15 protein-coding genes are annotated in these 16,125 nt (G+C 71.0%); 5 read left to right on the forward strand and 10 right to left on the reverse strand.

All coding sequences use genetic code 11. From position 1 onward, the window contains the following. Positions 1–21: 21 nt before the first annotated feature. The 6 genes from ACFXGI_RS36415 to ACFXGI_RS36440 all read right to left on the reverse strand — a co-directional run bounded on the left by ACFXGI_RS36415 (position 22) and on the right by ACFXGI_RS36440 (position 6,801). Complete coding sequence (locus ACFXGI_RS36415; RefSeq protein WP_384716589.1) at positions 22–2,241, reverse strand: NADP-dependent isocitrate dehydrogenase; 2,220 nt, start codon at positions 2,239–2,241, stop codon at positions 22–24. A gap of 206 nt (positions 2,242–2,447) precedes the next feature. Further along, on the reverse strand, positions 2,448–2,801 hold the full coding sequence (locus ACFXGI_RS36420) for a DUF805 domain-containing protein (RefSeq protein ID WP_384716592.1): 354 nt from the start codon (positions 2,799–2,801) through the stop codon (positions 2,448–2,450). Between the two features lie 421 nt (positions 2,802–3,222). Next, positions 3,223–4,074: a chitosanase gene (locus tag ACFXGI_RS36425; protein WP_384716595.1), complete on the reverse strand. Its 852-nt coding sequence runs from the start codon at positions 4,072–4,074 to the stop codon at positions 3,223–3,225. 117 nt (positions 4,075–4,191) lie between these two features. Continuing rightward, positions 4,192–5,274 (reverse strand): magnesium/cobalt transporter CorA, encoded by a 1,083-nt coding sequence (corA, locus tag ACFXGI_RS36430; protein ID WP_384716598.1) that lies wholly within the window; start codon positions 5,272–5,274, stop codon positions 4,192–4,194. Positions 5,275–5,378: 104 nt separating this feature from the next. Beyond that, positions 5,379–5,771, reverse strand: coding sequence for a molybdopterin-binding protein (locus ACFXGI_RS36435; protein WP_384716601.1), 393 nt, complete (start codon positions 5,769–5,771; stop codon positions 5,379–5,381). A 91-nt stretch (positions 5,772–5,862) separates the two neighbouring features. Further along, a complete protein-coding gene (locus ACFXGI_RS36440; RefSeq protein ID WP_384716604.1) occupies positions 5,863–6,801 on the reverse strand; it encodes a LysR family transcriptional regulator ArgP in 939 nt (312 codons plus the stop codon). A gap of 69 nt (positions 6,802–6,870) precedes the next feature. On the opposite strand from ACFXGI_RS36440, the gene ACFXGI_RS36445 reads away from it, so the two are divergent. The 3 genes from ACFXGI_RS36445 to ACFXGI_RS36455 all read left to right on the forward strand — a co-directional run bounded on the left by ACFXGI_RS36445 (position 6,871) and on the right by ACFXGI_RS36455 (position 10,421). Continuing rightward, positions 6,871–7,494, forward strand: coding sequence for a LysE/ArgO family amino acid transporter (locus ACFXGI_RS36445; protein WP_384716607.1), 624 nt, complete (start codon positions 6,871–6,873; stop codon positions 7,492–7,494). A gap of 86 nt (positions 7,495–7,580) precedes the next feature. Continuing rightward, positions 7,581–8,738, forward strand: coding sequence for an NUDIX domain-containing protein (locus tag ACFXGI_RS36450; protein WP_384716610.1), 1,158 nt, complete (start codon positions 7,581–7,583; stop codon positions 8,736–8,738). Between the two features lie 165 nt (positions 8,739–8,903). Then, positions 8,904–10,421: an MFS transporter gene (locus ACFXGI_RS36455; RefSeq protein ID WP_384716613.1), complete on the forward strand. Its 1,518-nt coding sequence runs from the start codon at positions 8,904–8,906 to the stop codon at positions 10,419–10,421. Here ACFXGI_RS36455 and ACFXGI_RS36460 read toward each other — a convergent pair. From ACFXGI_RS36460 to ACFXGI_RS36475, 4 genes are read right to left on the reverse strand one after another with little or no spacing between them, the layout of a single operon-like run. Continuing rightward, positions 10,410–11,345 (reverse strand): hypothetical protein, encoded by a 936-nt coding sequence (locus tag ACFXGI_RS36460; protein ID WP_384716616.1) that lies wholly within the window; start codon positions 11,343–11,345, stop codon positions 10,410–10,412. The genes ACFXGI_RS36455 and ACFXGI_RS36460 overlap by 12 nt on opposite strands. Positions 11,346–11,396: 51 nt before the next feature. Next, positions 11,397–11,933: a cupin domain-containing protein gene (locus ACFXGI_RS36465; RefSeq protein ID WP_384716619.1), complete on the reverse strand. Its 537-nt coding sequence runs from the start codon at positions 11,931–11,933 to the stop codon at positions 11,397–11,399. Continuing rightward, positions 11,930–13,147 carry a cytochrome P450 gene (locus ACFXGI_RS36470; protein WP_384716622.1) on the reverse strand — a complete coding sequence of 406 codons (1,218 nt, stop codon included), beginning with the start codon at positions 13,145–13,147 and terminating at the stop codon, positions 11,930–11,932. The genes ACFXGI_RS36465 and ACFXGI_RS36470 overlap by 4 nt, the downstream gene beginning before the upstream one ends. A gap of 28 nt (positions 13,148–13,175) precedes the next feature. Continuing rightward, complete coding sequence (locus ACFXGI_RS36475; protein WP_384716625.1) at positions 13,176–14,225, reverse strand: type III polyketide synthase; 1,050 nt, start codon at positions 14,223–14,225, stop codon at positions 13,176–13,178. A gap of 204 nt (positions 14,226–14,429) precedes the next feature. Between ACFXGI_RS36475 and ACFXGI_RS36480 the strand changes: the two genes are divergently transcribed. Together ACFXGI_RS36480 and ACFXGI_RS36485 are read left to right on the forward strand one after the other, a co-directional pair. Then, positions 14,430–15,704, forward strand: a complete 1,275-nt coding sequence (locus ACFXGI_RS36480) for a cytochrome P450 (RefSeq protein ID WP_384716628.1) — start codon at positions 14,430–14,432, stop codon at positions 15,702–15,704. Next, positions 15,701–15,922: an acyl-CoA carboxylase epsilon subunit gene (locus ACFXGI_RS36485; RefSeq protein WP_384716631.1), complete on the forward strand. Its 222-nt coding sequence runs from the start codon at positions 15,701–15,703 to the stop codon at positions 15,920–15,922. Before ACFXGI_RS36480 ends, ACFXGI_RS36485 begins: the two co-directional genes overlap by 4 nt. The last annotated feature ends 203 nt before the right edge of the window (positions 15,923–16,125 follow it).

The raw sequence follows: 16,125 nt of genomic DNA on the forward strand, positions 1-16,125 counted from the left end.
ATCGATCAAGACGACCGGAACTCAGGCGAGGGTGGAGATCGCCTGGTTGAAGGTCGCGGACGGCCGCATGACCGCCGCGGCCTTCACGGCGTCCGGCTGGTAGTACCCGCCGATGTCCGCCGGGGAGCCCTGGACGGCGATGAGCTCGCCGACGATGGTCTGCTCCTGCTCGCCCAGCGTCTTGGCCAGGGCCTCGAACGCGGCGGCCAGCTCGGCGTCGTCGGTCTGCTTGGCCAGCTCCTGCGCCCAGTACAGAGCGAGGTAGAAGTGGCTGCCGCGGTTGTCGATGCCGCCCAGCTTGCGGCTCGGCGACTTGTCCTCGTTGAGGAAGGTGCCGGTCGCGCGGTCCAGGGTGTCGGCCAGCACCTGGGCGCGGGCGTTGCCGGTGGTGGTCGCGAGGTGCTCGAAGGAGACGGCCAGCGCGAGGAACTCACCGAGGGAGTCCCAGCGCAGGTAGTTCTCCTTGACCAGCTGCTGGACGTGCTTCGGGGCGGAGCCGCCGGCGCCGGTCTCGAAGAGGCCGCCGCCGTTCATGAGCGGGACGACCGACAGCATCTTGGCGCTGGTGCCCAGCTCCAGGATCGGGAAGAGGTCGGTCAGGTAGTCGCGCAGCACGTTGCCGGTCACCGAGATGGTGTCCTCGCCGCGGCGGATGCGCTCCAGCGAGTACGCGGTGGCCTCGACCGGGGAGAGGATCTCGATCGTCAGACCCTCGGTGTCGTGCTCGGCGAGGTACGTGCGCACCTTGGCGATCAGCTGCGCGTCGTGCGCGCGGTTCTCGTCGAGCCAGAACACGGCCGGGACGCCGGTGGCGCGGGCGCGGGTGACGGCGAGCTTGACCCAGTCCTGGATCGGCGCGTCCTTGGTCTGGCAGGCGCGGAAGATGTCGCCCTTGGCGACCTGCTGCTCCAGGACGACCTTGCCCTCGGCGTCGACGAGGCGGACGGTGCCCGCGGCGGCGATCTCGAAGGTCTTGTCGTGGCTGCCGTACTCCTCGGCCTTCTGGGCCATGAGACCGACGTTCGGCACCGAGCCCATCGTGGACGGGTCGAAGGCGCCGTGCGCACGGCAGTCGTCGATGACGACCTGGTAGACGCCCGCGTAGCTGCTGTCCGGGAGGACGGCCAGGGTGTCGGCCTCGTTGCCGTCCGGGCCCCACATGTGGCCGGAGGTACGGATCATGGCCGGCATGGAGGCGTCGACGATGACGTCGGACGGGACGTGCAGGTTGGTGATGCCCTTGTCCGAGTCGACCATCGCGAGGGCCGGGCCCTCGGCGATCTCGGCGTCGAAGGAGGCCTTGATCGCTTCGGCGTCGGGCAGCGCGCCCAGGCCGTTCAGGATGGTGCCGAGGCCGTCGTTCGGGGACAGGCCGGCGGCGGCCAGGGTCTCGCCGTAGCGGGCGAACGTCTTCGGGAAGAAGGCGCGGACCACGTGGCCGAAGACGATCGGGTCGGAGACCTTCATCATCGTGGCCTTGAGGTGCACGGAGAACAGGACGCCCTCGGCCTTGGCGCGCTCGATCTGGTCGTTCAGGAAGGTGCGCAGCGCGTCGACGTGCAGGACGGACGCGTCCACGACCTCGCCGGCCAGGACCGGTACGGACTCGCGCAGGACGGTGGCGGTGCCGTCGGCGGCGACGTGCTCGATGCGGAGCGTGCCGGCCTCGGTGACGACCGCGGACTTCTCGGTCGAGCGGAAGTCGTTCTCGCCCATGGTGGCGACGTTCGTCTTCGACTCGGAGGTCCAGGCGCCCATCCGGTGCGGGTGGGCCTTGGCGTAGTTCTTGACCGAGGCGGGGGCGCGGCGGTCGGAGTTGCCCTCACGCAGGACCGGGTTGACGGCGCTGCCCTTGACCTTGTCGTAGCGGGCGCGGATCTCGCGCTCCTCGTCGGTCTTCGGGTCGTCCGGGTAGTCCGGGAGCGCGTAGCCCTGGCCCTGGAGCTCGGCGACCGCGGCCTTCAGCTGCGGGATCGAGGCCGAGATGTTGGGCAGCTTGATGATGTTCGCTTCCGGCGTCTTCGCCAGCTCGCCGAGCTCGGCGAGGGCATCGGCGATCCGCTGGCCCTCCTCGAGGTGCTCGGGGAAGCTGGCGATGAGCCGACCGGCCAGGGAGATGTCACGGGTCTCGACATTCACACCGGCCGTCGACGCGTAGGCCTGGATCACAGGCAGGAAGGAATACGTCGCGAGGGCCGGGGCCTCGTCAGTGTGCGTGTAGATGATGGTCGAGTCAGTCACCGGATGCTCCGCTCCACAGTCTGCGTCTCTCGTCTGCAACATTGCTCGACATCAAGATATCTCGTGATCGGGCCGGTCCGGACAGCCCCCTGCCCGAGTCCCGGGGAGACGCGCGTCACCTCCGGGCCCACGCGACCCGTGAAACGGCGAAAGCGCCGCCACCGGCTGTTTCCAGCCGGGTGCGGCGCTCACGCGTGCGGGCTTGCTCAGGCGTGGACGGCCTTCGGGTTCGGGCCGTACTCGTTCGGCTGCGGCTGACCCTCGCTCGCGAGGAGGACCAGGAGCCAGATGCCGCCGACCAGCGGGACGAAGCCGATGAAGTACCACCAGCCGGACTTGCCGAGGTCGTGCAGCCGGCGGACGGTGAGGGCGATGCACGGCACGATGATCGCCAGGAAGTACAGGCCGTAGATGACCATGTTCGCGCCGACCACGGAGTCGATGATCGCAACGACGATCGCGACGGCGATGTTGAACAGGAAGAACATCCAGAACTCCTGGCGGCGCGCGCGGCCGGAGAAGTCGGCGTACTTCTTCAGTACGTCGGTGTAGTAGTGCATGGGTCCCCCCTGAGGACGGTTCGTCGGCCCGTCCTGATGGAGCAAGCCGAGGCAGAACTTATGCCCCGCTTATGTGGCGGTCAAGCCAGTTCGCAACACGCCGGAATCACCGCTTATCCCGGGTTCACGGACCAAAATCACCGGCCCCGACCGCCACTTGGAACCCACTGATCGCATCGCGTCACACGGGGTGACGAAACGGGGGCGATAGGGACCGATTCGTGATGCGGGAGTGCCACCAGAGCCGTCCGGCGGGGATCCGCGATTCGCCTTCTCCCCGGCGGAGCATGGGCATCCGCACCCACATCGTTACGGCTCCGCGACTCTGTCAGCCGCTGTCACGTACACGCAACCGCGTCCCGCGCCGGACACTGGGGCCGGTGCGGGACGCCGTTGACTCACCGTGAACTCACCGGCCCGCTCAGCCGATGTGGAACGAGTCCCCGTAGACCTTCCAGTCGAGCGGGGTGTTGAGGTTCAGGTTGCCCTTCTTGAGGAAGACCCGCTGCGCGGTGTCGACACGGCTCGTGTCGCTGTGCGCCTCCTCCTGCTTCATCGCCCAGACGCGCGCGTCGAGGAAGGCGTTCAGCCAGGTGGTCTCGTTCCCGCCCTGCGCCGGGGGCTTGGCCTTGGACAGCGCCCGCTTGCGGATGTTGCGGAAGCCGGTGGAGTCGCCGCCGTCGCCGTGCATGACGATGGCGTCGTAGTACATGAACTGGCCGAGCGCGCCGACCCCGTCGGACTTGCCCTGATTGACGGCGGGGTTGAAGTAGACCCGGTCGCGCTCGTGGTCCTGGGCCTTCTTGAACTCGGTGTCCTGCGCCGCCTTCGCCCAGTCCTTGGTGAAGTTCGGGTCGAGTCCGCTGTGCGAGTCCGAGCCGTCGACCTTCCGCAGGGCCGGCAGGTACTTGGCGAGCACGTTGCCCGGCTTGACGCCGGTGTAGTACTCGACGAGGTCGAGCATGTCGCCGGTACCGGAACAGAAGCCGATGATCCCGGCCGTGTAGCCACGGCCGTCGTCTATGTCCTCTATGTATCTGTACTGCGCCTTCCAGTCCAGGGAGGAGTTCTCCGCGCTGGAGACGATCTGCATGGCGATGTCCTTCTTCGCCGGGTCGTCGAGGCCGACGGCCTTCGCCGATGCCGCGGCGGGGGACGCGGATGCGGGCGCGGACGCCGGCGCCGCCGTCGCGTGGGCGGTCACCGGTACGGCGAGGAGCGCGCTGCCGAGCAGGGCGCCGATGGCGATTCTCTTGCGGTGGGGGGCGAACACAAGTCCTCCATGGGGAAGTTGAGGCTTGAGCGACTTCGTTAGGAAACTTTACTACCAGAGCTCGCGACAGCTCAATACCCGTTCACGCCATGCGTGTTGCAAGGACCGCGGGAGGGGTCAGAGCCAGCCGTTGCGGCGGAAGCCCCGGTGGATGACGAAGCAGGCGAGGGCCATGACGCCGACCACGATCGGGTAGCCGTACGTCCAGTGCAGCTCGGGCATGTTGTCGAAGTTCATGCCGTACACCCCGCAGACCATGGTCGGCACGGCGACGATGGCCGCCCATGCCGTGATCTTGCGCATGTCCTCGTTCTGCGCGACGGTCACCTGCGCCAGGTGCGCCTGGAGGATGGAGTCGAGCAGCGCGTCGTACGCGTTGATCTGGTCGGTGGCCCGGGTCAGGTGGTCGGAGACGTCGCGGAAGTACGCGCGGACCTCTGCCGGGATCACCGGTATCGGCTGCGTGGCCAGGTGCTGGAGCGGGCGGCTCAGCGGGGCCACCGCCCGGCGCAGCTCCAGCAGTTCACGCTTGAGCTGGTAGATGCGGCCCGCGTCGCCCCGGCCGCCGTACTCGCTGAACACCGCGGTCTCGACGGCGTCGATGTCGTTCTGCACCGCGTCCGTGACGGCCACGTAGTCGTCGACGACGTGGTCGGCGATGGCGTGCAGCACCGAGGCCGGCCCCTTCGCGAGCTGGTCCGGCGCCGCCTCCAGGCTCTCGCGGACCGGGCCCAGCGTGCCGTGGCCGCCGTGCCGGATGGTGATGACGAAGTCGTCGCCGGTGAACGCCATCAGCTCGCCGGCCTCCACGACCTCGCTCGTCGCGGTGAGTTCCTCGTGCTCCACGTAGCGCACGGTCTTGAAGACGGAGAACAGTATGTCGTCGAACCGCTCCACCTTGGGGCGCTGGTGCGCGGTCACCGCGTCCTCGACGGCGAGCGGGTGCAGGCCGAACAGCTCGGCGAGCCCGGCGAATTCCTCCCTGGTCGGTTCGTGGAGGCCGATCCAGACGAACCCGTCGCCGGTCTTGCGGACCCGCCGCAGCGCCTCCTCGACCTCGGCGCAGCCGTCCTGCCGTGCGCCGTCCACGTAGACCACGCAGTTGACCACCGCGCTTCCGAGCGGGGAGCGGGAGGGGTGGCTGAGGTCGACGGCCCGCCGGTAGCCGCGGCGCACGGCCCGGCGCAGGTTGCTGAACATGGACAACGAGGTACTTCCCTTCGGCGGATCAGCGGCCAGTCTGCCACCGCCGCCGGACCGGTCCACGCGCGCGGGCGCGGCGGGCGCCGCGCGGGACGCGGCCGTCAGACCCGGTCGATGAAGACGCTCGTCGATTTCACCCGGGCCACGGCCCGCGCGCCGACCTCCAGGCCGAGCTCCTCCACGGCCTCGCGGGTCAGCAGCGACACGATGCGGTGCGGGCCCGCCTGGATCTCGACCTGGGCGTCGACCGTGCCGAGCTTCACGGCGGTGACGATGCCCGGGAGGGCGTTGCGCGCCGAGGTGTACGGGGCGTCCTCGCCCTCGCTCGCCTCCTGCGCGGCCTGTACGCAGAACGCGGCCAGATCCGGCCCGTCCACCATCCGCCGCGTGCCCTCCCGGCGGGTGGGGAAGCGCTCGGCGTCGGCCCAGCGGCGGGCCGTGTCGACGCTGACGCCGAGCAGCCGGGCGGCCTGGCCGATCGTGTAGGACTCCATACCCGCAGCTTAGGGGGTGTCTTGTCGATCGGGCCGGATCATGGAGCGGGGTCTGATCGGCAGGACACCCCCTGCTGGGGTGCCCGCGGGATCAGGAGCGGGCCCTGACCGCCGGGTGCCGGGTGGTGTCCTGACGGAGGGCCTCGGCCGCCGCGGCCGCCACCACCTCCGCCACCACGGACAGCGCCGGGGAGTCGAGTTTCCACTGCTGCCAGTACAGCGGAACGTCCAGCGGCCGCCGCGGCACGAGCAGCTCCAGCCGTCCCGCGCGCAGCAGCGGCTCCGACTGGGGCTCCGGCACCAGCCCCCAGCCCAGCCCGGCAGCCACCGCGTCCCGGAACCCCTCCGAGGTCGGCACGTGGTGGCGCAGCGGCCCGGCCCCGGCCTCCTGATCGCCGGTCAGCGACCGTACGAACACGTCCTGGAGCTCGTCCCGCCGGTCGAAGACGATCACCGGTGCCTCCCGCAGGCCCTGTTCGAGGCCCCCGGCCAGGTGCCGGGCCACGAACCCGGGGCTCGCCACGGGCAGGTACCGCGCCAGCCCCAGCCTGCGTACGGTGCACCCGGCCACCGGGTCCGGCGAGGAGGTAACCGCCGCCATCACCTGGCCCTCCCGCAGCAGTGCCGTCGTGTGCCCCTCGTCCTCCCGGTGCAGTTCGAAGAAGACGGGCGGATCCTGCGGCACCCGCGTGAGCGCCGGCAGGAACCAGGTGGCGAGCGAGTCCGCGTTGACCGCGATCGGCAGCCGCACCGGGCCGCCCGACTCCTGCGCCATGCCGAGCTCGGCGCGCGCGTCCCGCTCCAGCCGGGCGAGCTGCCGGGCGAACCGGACCACCACCTGCCCGGACTCGGTCGCCCGTACGGGCTTCGTGCGCATCAGCAGCACCCGCCCGGCCCGCTGCTCCAGCGCCTTGACCCGCTGGCTCACCGCGGACGGGGTCACGTGCAGGGCGGCGGCCGCCGCGTCGAAGGTTCCCTCGTCGACCACGGCGAGCAGGGTCCGTACCTGGTCCAGGGGCAGCTCTTCCATCACGAACGCTAAGGGTACGTAAAAATCTTTAGCTGTACTGAAACCACGCCGCTGCCTACGGTCGAAGCCATGACACACGGCATCATCGCGGCGGCACTCGCCGGCTTCGGCACCGGACTCTCCCTCATCGTCGCCATCGGCGCGCAGAACGCCTTCGTCCTGCGGCAGGGGGTGCGCCGGCACGCCGTCCTCGCCGTGGTCGCGATCTGCGCCGTCTCCGACGCGCTCCTCATCGCCCTCGGCGTCGCGGGGGTCGGTGCCTTCGTCACCGCCTGGCCGGCCGCCCTGACCGCGGTCGCCATCGCCGGCGGCACCTTCCTGATCGTCTACGGAGTCCTCGCCGCCCGCCGGGTGCTGCGGCCCGCCCCCGGCGCCGCCCTGGGCACCGAGGGGGCCACCGCCGGATCCCGCCGCCGGGCCGTGCTGACCTGCCTGGCCATGACCTGGCTGAACCCTCACGTCTACCTGGACACCGTCCTGCTGGTCGGCTCCCTCGCCGCCGACCGCGGGGACCTGCGCTGGGCCTTCGGCATCGGGGCCGGGCTGGCCAGCCTGATCTGGTTCGCCACCCTCGGCTACGGCGCCCGGCTGCTGAGCGGTCCGCTGGCTCGCCCCTCGGCCTGGCGGATGCTGGACGGGCTCGTCGCGGCGACCATGGTCACGATGGGCGGGATGCTCCTGGCCCGGGCCTGACCTGCGAGCCGCGGCGAGCGCGACGGGCCCGGGCGGGGTGCGGATCCGCCCCGTACGGTGGCCCGACCAGACACCAGGAGTCCGCAGTGCCCGAGCGCCCGTCCGACCGCCCGTACGACCGGCCGTACGACCCGTCGTACGACCGGCCGTACGACGATCCGTCCGACCGGCCCTCCGGCCGCCCCTCCACCGACGAGGTCCGCCAGTACTACGCCGCCCGGCCGTCCCCGCTCGTCGCCGCCACCGCGATCGTGCTGGACCCGGCCGGGCGGGTCCTCGTACGGGCTGCCTCGTACCGGTCGGCCGCGGAACTTCCGGGCGGCACCGTCGAGGACACAGAGACCCCGGAGGAGGCTCTGGCCCGGGAGCTGGAGGCGGAGCTGGGCCTGTCCGTGCCGGTCGGCCGGCTGCTCGCCGTGGACTCCCGGCGGCCCGGCTCCCTCGGCCGCTCCCTCATCACCCACGTCCACCTGGTCGGACCGCTCCCGCCGGAGCAGGCCGGCGCGCTCTCCGGCGCGGACGGCGAGGGTGCCGCCCGCTGGCTCGCGCCGGAGGAGGCGTACGAGGTGCTGCCGGCCCGGATCGCGCCCAGGCTGCGCGCCGCTCTGGCCGCCCTGTACGCCGGGTCCCTCGCGCACCTCGTCGACGGCGTGCCCCAGCCCGGCTCCCCGGCCGGACTGGACCCGGAGCGGCGTACGGCCCTGGAGCACGCCGGGTCCTTCGACGCCGCGAGCCACCGGGCCGCCCGCCCCAAGGCCGTCACGGCGGCCAGCGTGGTGTTCACCGACTCCGCGGGCCGGATCCTGCTGGTGGAGCCCTCGTACGGCAACTCGGGGCGCTGGAACCTGCCGGGCGGCGGGATCGACAGCGATCTCGGCGAGACCCCGCGCGCCGCCGCGCGCCGGGAGGTACGGGAGGAACTCGGCCTCGACCTGGCACCGGGCCGGCTGCTCGCCGTCAACTGGGCCCACAAGCGCGGCTACCCTGCCCGCATCCGCTTCCTCTACGACGGCGGGGTCCTGGACGCCGCCGCCCTGGACCGGATCCGGCTCGCCCCCTTCGAGCTGCTGCGCTGGCGGGCGGTGCCCGCCGCGGACCTGCGCGACCTGGTCAAACCCTCCCTGCGCCGCCAGATCGAGGCCTCTCTGCGCGCCCGCGCCGAGGGCACGGGCCCGCTGGAACTCCACGCCGGGCGCCCGGTCGAGGCCCCGCGCAAGAAGGGGAAGAAGAAGGGGAAACGGTAGGGGAACGGCAGAGGAAACGGACGCTGCACTGGTCCATCCGGACGGCGTCATGGCGTGGCGCACGGGTGACGGGGCGCTCTCGCGCATCTTCGAAGCAGACAGTCCACGCACACGCGTACGCCCTCTCGCCGGCGAGAACGCGCGGAACCCATGGGGAGCCCCACCATGTCCGCAGAGCCGACCCGTCCCGGAACCAGCACCGCTTCCGCCGTACCCGGCGCCGCGGCGCCGCCCGATCCGCGCCGCTGGTGGATCCTCGGCGTCATCGGCCTCGCGCAGCTCATGGTCGTCCTCGACGCCACCATCGTGAACATCGCCCTGCCGTCCGCCCAGGCCGGCCTGGGGTTCTCCGACAACCAGAGGCAATGGGTGGTGACCGCGTACGCGATCACCTTCGGCAGCCTCCTGCTGCTGGGGGGCCGGCTGGCCGACAAGTTCGGACGGCGCCGGGCCTTCCTCATCGGGCAGATCGGCTTCGCGGCGGCCTCCGCGCTCGGCGGCGCCGCGGCCACCTTCGGGGTCCTCGTCACGGCCCGCGCCCTGCAGGGCGTGTTCGCGGCGCTGCTGGCCCCGGCCGCTCTCTCGCTGCTGACCACCACGTTCTCCGCGCCCGCCGAACGCGCCAAGGCCTTCGGCGTGTTCGGTTCGCTCGCCGCCTCCGGGGGCGCCGTGGGCCTGCTGCTGGGCGGATTCCTCACCGAGCACCTGAGCTGGCGCTCGACGATGTACGTGAACCTGCTGTTCGCCGCCGTCGCGGTCACCGGCGGTGTGCTGCTGCTCAAGCGCCCGGTGCCCACCACCGCGCCCCGGCTGGACCTGCCGGGCACGGTGCTCGCCTCGTCCGGGCTGTTCTGCCTGGTCTACGGGCTCGCCACGGCCGGCCCCGACGGCTGGCAGTCCGTGCACACCCTGGGCTTCCTGGTCGCCGCCGCCCTGCTGCTCGCCGCCTTCGTGTGGTGGCAGCGCCACAGCACGCACCCGCTGCTGCCGCTGCGGATCGTGCTCGACCGGGTGCGGGGCGCGGCGCTGATCGCCGTGTTCGTCACCGGGGTCGGCATGTTCGGGGTGTTCCTGTTCCTCACGTACTACCTGCAGCACACCCGCGGCTACAGCCCGGCCAAGACCGGCCTGGCCTTCATGCCGATGTCCGGCTGTACGATGATCGGCGCGATCGGCAGCAACCTGGGGATGCTCGGCCGGATCGGCGGGCGCCCGCGCATCGTCACCGGCATGCTGCTCTCGGCGTGCGGCATGGCCTGGATGACGAACCTGACGGCGACCGGCCCGTACGTCGTCGACGTGCTGCCGGGCCAGGTGGCCACGGGGCTGGGCATGGGCCTGATCACGGCGGCCGCCATGAACCTCGGTACGGCCGGCATCGACCCGCGGGACGCGGGCGTCGGCTCCGCGACCGTCAACGCCATGCGACAGACGGGCGGCTCCGTCGGCACGGCGCTCATGAGCACCCTTGCCGCCGGAGCCGTCGCCCGCTCACTGGCGGGCCGGCAGCCCACGCCCGACCTCGCGGCGCGGGCTGCCCTGGAGAGTTACCACACGGTCTTCACGGCATCGGCGGCGATCTTCGCCGTGGGTGCGGTGCTGACCCTGTTCATGCTGCCCGGCGGCCTGTCCGTGGAGCGCCGGCACGGCGCGCCCGGGGGCCGCCGCCCGTCAGCGCGGTGAGTGGCCGCCGGCGGCCACGGGGGCCGCCTGCTGGGCCGGCTTGGCGGGGGTGGCGGGAGCGGCGGGGGCGGCGGAGGCGGCGGGAGCGGCCGGCTTGGCGGGGGTCGTCGGGCCCGCTTCGCTGGACGGGCAGTTGGACAGCGTGCTGCGGACCCGGTCTCCGGTCGAGAAGTGCCTGACCCGGCAGGAGTTGGTCCCGATCCCGCCGTCGACCTGGCCGTAGCCCGGCCCGATGATCAGGACCGTGTCGTTCAGACCGCGGACCGTGTCGTTGCCGGGACCGCCCTGGACGATGCCCGCGGACTCCGCGCCCACCGACTTGGGCTCGATGACGTCGTTCTCGCTGCCACCGAGGACCCGGCCGCCGAGGTCGACGTTGCCGGTGCGGATCAGGTCGCTGCCGTCGTTGCCGAAGACCTGGCCGCCGCCGCGCTCGTACTCGCCCGGCTGGCCCATGACGCTGCCCGTGGTGATCTTGTCGTCGCCGTGGTCGCCGTAGACGCTGGCCCCGTGGTCGGCCGTGCCCACGACGAGCGCGGTGATGATGGTGTCGTTGCCGAGGCCGCCGCGCACCGACGCGTTGCCGTTCTTCGGGGCGAGGTTGTTGACCTGGAGCGTGTCGTCGCCCTCGCCGCCGAGCAGCTGGGAGTCGATCAGCATGCCCTTGACGCGGATGTTGTCGTTGCCGCCGCCGCCGTCGATGATGACGTTCTCGACGTCGTTCTCGCACGTGATCGTGTCGACGCCCTCCGTGCCCCTCACCACCGACAGACCGGACCTCACCTCGACACCGTTGAGGTAGCACCAGTAGGACGGCAGGGAGCGGGCGGCCTGTGCCGGGGCCGCGGCGACCGAGGCACTGGCGGCGATCATGGTCGCGAGGACGTACGTGGCGGTGCGAAGTTTGCGGCGCGTGCGCAGCATGAAGTCTCCCGAGAATGGTGTGCGTTTGGGTGAGGGTTTTCGCGGTGGTGGTCAGGACAGCTCGTGGCGCAGGGGCGTGAGCTGTTCGATGTCGTAGCGCTTCCGGAGTGCCTGGATCGCGGCGGGATCCGGGGTGGCGCTCGTGTCGAGCAGGTCGAGGAGCTCCTCGAAGTACCGCTCGTGATCGGGGGGCGGGGAGGCCTGGAAGAACATCCGGGCCGGTTCGCCGGTGGGGTTCGCGAAGGCGTGCGGACAACCGGGCGGAACCACGATGACGGTTCCGGGCGTGGCACGGACGACCTGGCGTCCGTCGAGCGCCTCCCAGTGTCGCCAGTCGTCCCCGGAACGGACGCGCGGCTCGAAGGCCATGACGTCGAGTTCACCCTCCAGGACGTAGAAGAGCTCCTCACTTCGGGTGTGCAGGTGCGCCCCGACGTCGAACCCCGGAGGTACGACGACCTCGAAGCTCGAGGCCACCGTGGAATGCTCCCCGGTGACCTTGAACGTGACCTGCTGGGCGTCGGTGTGCAGCTTGCGGCCGTGACCCGGTGGCACGAGCAGCCCGTCGCGGGCGACGTGCGCGGTCATGACCAGGTCACGGGCAGACCTTCGGGCCCGCGGATGAGGGCCCCTGGCCGCCATCGCAGTTCGCCGACGGGGACGCTGAAGCGCAGCTCCGCGAAGCGGTCGAGCAGGGCGTCCACCATCAGCTCGGATTCGAGGCGGGCCAGCATGTTCCCGGGACAGAAGTGGGGTCCGTACCCGAAGGAGACGTGCGGGTTGGGGCTGCGCTCCAGCTGCAGCTCGTGGGGGTCGGGGAAGACCTCCGGGTCACGGTTGGCCGCGAGGTACGAGACGTAGATCGCCTCGCCCGCCCGGATGAGCTGGCCCGCCACCGTGACGTCCTCGAGGGCGATCCGGGAGAGCCCGACCGCGTTGCGGTGCGGGATGTAGCGCAGCAGCTCGTTGATGGCCGCGGGCCGCAGGCCGGGGTCGCTGCGCATCCGGTCCATCAGGTCCGGCCGGGTGAGCAGGATGTAGACCATGTTGCCCACGTTGTTGGTGACGGCCTCGCCCCCGATCTGCAGGAGCAGGGCGAGGCCGGTGGCCTCCTCGGCGGTGACCTCGCCCGCCTCGATGGCCTTCACCAGGAGCCCGATGACGCTGTCGCCGCCGGCCACTTCACCGGCGCGGATGCGCCCGCCCAGGTAGGCGCACATGTCGTTCTTCGCCTGCTCGCTGCGCTGCACTCCCTGGGCCGAGGAGAGGATCAGCGTGGTCCATTCGTGGACCCTGGGCCGGTCTTCCTCCGGGACGCCCATCAGCTCGCACACGACGGCGAGCGGGAAGGGCGCCAGCAGGCGTTCGGTCAGGTCCGCGGGCGGGCCGTCGCGCAGGATCCCGTCGACGTAGCCGTCGAGCATCTCCTTCGCGCGGGTGCGCAGGCGCTCCACCCCGGGGGTGGTGAAGGCCGCGCCGACGGTCCGCCGCAGCCGGGTGTGGTCGGGCGGGTCCTCGAACCCGACCGCACCCGGTGCGGGGATGAAGTGCGGGGCCAGCCGGGTGACGTCGTGTTCCACGACCAGCTTGCGGCTGAACCGGGGATCGTTGGCCACCGTGCGCACGTCGTCGTACCGGCAGACGAGCCAGGCCCACCCGCTTCCGTTGGGCATGCGGATCCGCGTGATCGGACCCGCCTGCATCAGCTCGGCGAGGACGGGGTCGAAGTCGACCCCGTCCAGGGCCGGGGTGGGCCAGTGCGTGATGGGTGGCCTTGCTGTTGCGGGGCCGTCCTTCAGCATTCTTCGGATTCCTCCCTCACCCGGTCCCTCATTCCGAGGTCCAGCTGCCCAGTGAGATCTCTGCGGTGATGCCCGGGCCGAAACCGGCCAGCAGGCCCCGCGCGGCGTCAGCGGTACCGTTCTCGTCGAACATTCGACGCAGTGCGTCCAGGACGACGGCGCTGGCGATGTTGCCGTACTCGGTCAGTGTGGCCCGACTGAAGCGGAATGCCTCGGGTGCCACACCGAGGTACTTGCTGAGGTCGTCCAGGATCCGCGGCCCACCTGCGTGGATGATGTAGAAATCCAGCGCGGCGGCGTCCCACCCGTGGGCCTTGGCCAGGTCCTTGAGGGACGGAGCGAGCGGTTCCATGGTCCCGGGGACCCGCCGGTCGAGCTTGAAGTGGAACCCGGTGGACCTGACGTCGTACATGATCCAGTCCTCCGTCTGGGGGATGATGTACGAGCTGTTGCGGTGCAGTTCCATGCCGGTTCCGCCCCGGCCGCGGACGACGGCCGCGCCCACTCCGTCGCCGAACAGGCCGTTGGAGAGCAGGTTGCCGACCTCCAGGTCGCTGGGCTGGTAGCACAGCGAGCAGAGTTCGCAGGACACGATCAGCACGTTCGCCTCGGGGTAGGCGAGGCAGAAGTCGTGGGCCCTGTTGACCGCAGCACCGCCCGCCGCACAGCCCAGCTGGGCGATGGGCAGCTGCCGGGTGTCCGTCCGGAAACCCAGCGCGTTGATCATCCAGGCGGTCAGCGAGGGCATCATGAAGCCCGTGCACGACACGTAGATGATCAGGTCGATGTCCTTGGCCCTGAGCCGGGCGTCCTCCAGCGCCTGCCGCACCACCGCCGGGACCCGCGCCTTGGCCTCGGCCTCGTACACGGCGTTGCGCGATTCGAACCCGGGGTGCTTGAGCGTTTCCTCGATGGGCTGCACGATGTGCCGCTTCGCGACGCCGGTGTTGCGGATCAGGCGCAGCGCCAGGTCGAGCTGCGGATGGTCCGCGTGCACGGACCGGCACAGATCAAGGGTCTGCTCCATCGTGATCACGTGCTCGGGCACGCACACCGTTGGCCTGCACAGAGTCGCCATGGGTGGCTCTCCTTTCGTGTCTGACACAGCCTCATCGACCTCCGCCGGATGCGCGCGCGGGACTACGGCGTTGGTGACATGAGCCAATCCGGTGACGCTGGGCCGAGGAGGCAGCGGAGCGTGTGACGACAGGGAAGGGATGGCTCTGCCGATTTCCCGCGGAATCGCGCCTTGGGGGGTGCCATCCACGCAGGGAGATGAACCATGACGTCAGACCCGCAAACCGCCCTCAGGCCGGAGCCGGAGATGGACCCGGAGATGGACGCCGGGGTGGACCCGGCCTCGGGCGAACCGGTGCACTGCTGGAACCTGGACGACTTCGAGGCGCTGGACTTCGACCCGTTCCTGCACGACCGCCTGCGGGACCAGAGGGCCACCCGGATCCGGCTGCCCTTCGGCCAGGGCACCGCCTGGCTGATGGCGCGCTACGCCGATGTGAAGGCGGCGACCACGGACCCGCGCTTCAGCCGCTCGGAACTGGTCGGGCGGACCATCACCGCCTCCTCCCCGCATGCGATCGCCTCGCAGCAGGCGTCGATGAACTACGCCGATCCGCCGCGCCTGAACGACATGCGCCGCGTGGTCGCCCGGGCGTTCACCGGCAAGAGCATGCAGAAGCTGCGGCCGACCGTGCAGCACACCGCCGACAGCCTCCTGGACGAGATGGAGCGGCACGGCTCGCCGGCGGACCTGGTCGAGCACCTGCACGGCCCGTTCCCGCTCGCGGCCGTCGCCGACCTGCTGGGGATGGACCAGGACATGCGCAAGGACATGACCTCCTGGGCAAACGTGATCATGACCCCGGGGCCGTCCCCGGACAAGAGCACCGACGCCCTCAAGACGGTCCGCGAATGCGTGGTCTCCCTGCTCGCCATGCGGCGGGAGAAGCAGAGCGACGACCTGGCCGGAGTCCTCGCCGGGGCCGCCGACGCCGGTGAGATCACCGAGCCGGAGGCCGTCTCCATCGCCACCGCGATCCTCGTGAGCGGTGCGCACGCCGTCCGCAACAACAGCGCGAACATGGTGTACGCCCTGCTCACCCATCCGGAGCACCACGAACGGCTGCGCAGGGAGCCGGAGATGATTCCCCAGGCCGTCGACGAGCTGCTGCGGTTCATCCCGCACCGCAGCGGGGTCGGTCTGCCGCGGATCGCGACGCGGGACGTGGACATCGCCGGGGTCACGATCAAGGCCGGGGAGACGGTGTACTCCTCGTACCTCGCGGCCAACCGCGATCCCGAGGTCTTCCCGAACCCGGACGCGCTGGACTTCGACCGCGGGCCGATCGCCCATATGGCCTTCGGCAACGGGCCGCACCACTGCGTCGGCTCGATGCTGGCCCGTATGGAGTCCGAGATCATCATCACCACGCTGATCGAACGCTATCCGCGCCTGGCTCTGGCCGTGCCGCCCGAGCAGCTCGAATGGCAGGCCGGGGCGCTGATCCGGGGGCCCAAGGCCCTGCCGGTGACCTGGTGATACGCCGGCACCGGATCAAGGTGGTCCGGGGCACCCCGGACCACATAGAACTGGCGGCCCTCACGGCCGCCCTGCTCATGCTGGCGCGCACGGCCGCCGTGCCGTGCGCGCCCCGCTCCACCCGGCGCCACCGGGCCCACTGGGACCGGAACATGACGTCGGTGGTGCACTGTCCCGCCCACTCCTGGCGGGCGCGCCCGCCCGCGGGGTTCGTCTAGGGGGTGTACGCGAAGTAGCGCCGGCCGCCCGAAGGGCGGTCCCGCGCCGGACGACGCGGGGCAGGCGGGACTTTGCGGACACCCCCTAGTAGTGCTTTGTTAGGTGGTGTCGTAGGGCTGCCAGGTGGGTTGTCGGCAGGTTAGGCAGGTGCCGGTCCAGGTGGCGATGAGGTGTTGGAGGAGGTCCAGGGCCTGGTAGAGGG

The sequence above is a fragment of the Streptomyces sp. NPDC059355 genome (assembly GCF_042752335.1).
Classification (GTDB): Bacteria; Actinomycetota; Actinomycetes; order Streptomycetales; family Streptomycetaceae; genus Streptomyces.

Excerpts from the sequence above, each read along its gene's own strand:
- ACFXGI_RS36460 (WP_384716616.1), bottom strand. The coding sequence starts at position 11,345 with ATGCTGCGCACGCGCCGCAAACTTCGCACCGCCACGTACGTCCTCGCG.
- ACFXGI_RS36480 (WP_384716628.1), top strand. The coding sequence starts at position 14,430 with ATGACGTCAGACCCGCAAACCGCCCTCAGGCCGGAGCCGGAGATGGAC.
- ACFXGI_RS36470 (WP_384716622.1), bottom strand. The coding sequence starts at position 13,147 with ATGCTGAAGGACGGCCCCGCAACAGCAAGGCCACCCATCACGCACTGG.
- ACFXGI_RS36435 (WP_384716601.1), bottom strand. The coding sequence starts at position 5,771 with ATGGAGTCCTACACGATCGGCCAGGCCGCCCGGCTGCTCGGCGTCAGC.
- ACFXGI_RS36420 (WP_384716592.1), bottom strand. The coding sequence starts at position 2,801 with ATGCACTACTACACCGACGTACTGAAGAAGTACGCCGACTTCTCCGGC.
- ACFXGI_RS36455 (WP_384716613.1), top strand. The coding sequence starts at position 8,904 with ATGTCCGCAGAGCCGACCCGTCCCGGAACCAGCACCGCTTCCGCCGTA.
- ACFXGI_RS36475 (WP_384716625.1), bottom strand. The coding sequence starts at position 14,225 with ATGGCGACTCTGTGCAGGCCAACGGTGTGCGTGCCCGAGCACGTGATC.
- corA (WP_384716598.1), bottom strand. The coding sequence starts at position 5,274 with ATGTTCAGCAACCTGCGCCGGGCCGTGCGCCGCGGCTACCGGCGGGCC.
- ACFXGI_RS36440 (WP_384716604.1), bottom strand. The coding sequence starts at position 6,801 with ATGGAAGAGCTGCCCCTGGACCAGGTACGGACCCTGCTCGCCGTGGTC.
- ACFXGI_RS36445 (WP_384716607.1), top strand. The coding sequence starts at position 6,871 with ATGACACACGGCATCATCGCGGCGGCACTCGCCGGCTTCGGCACCGGA.
- ACFXGI_RS36465 (WP_384716619.1), bottom strand. The coding sequence starts at position 11,933 with ATGACCGCGCACGTCGCCCGCGACGGGCTGCTCGTGCCACCGGGTCAC.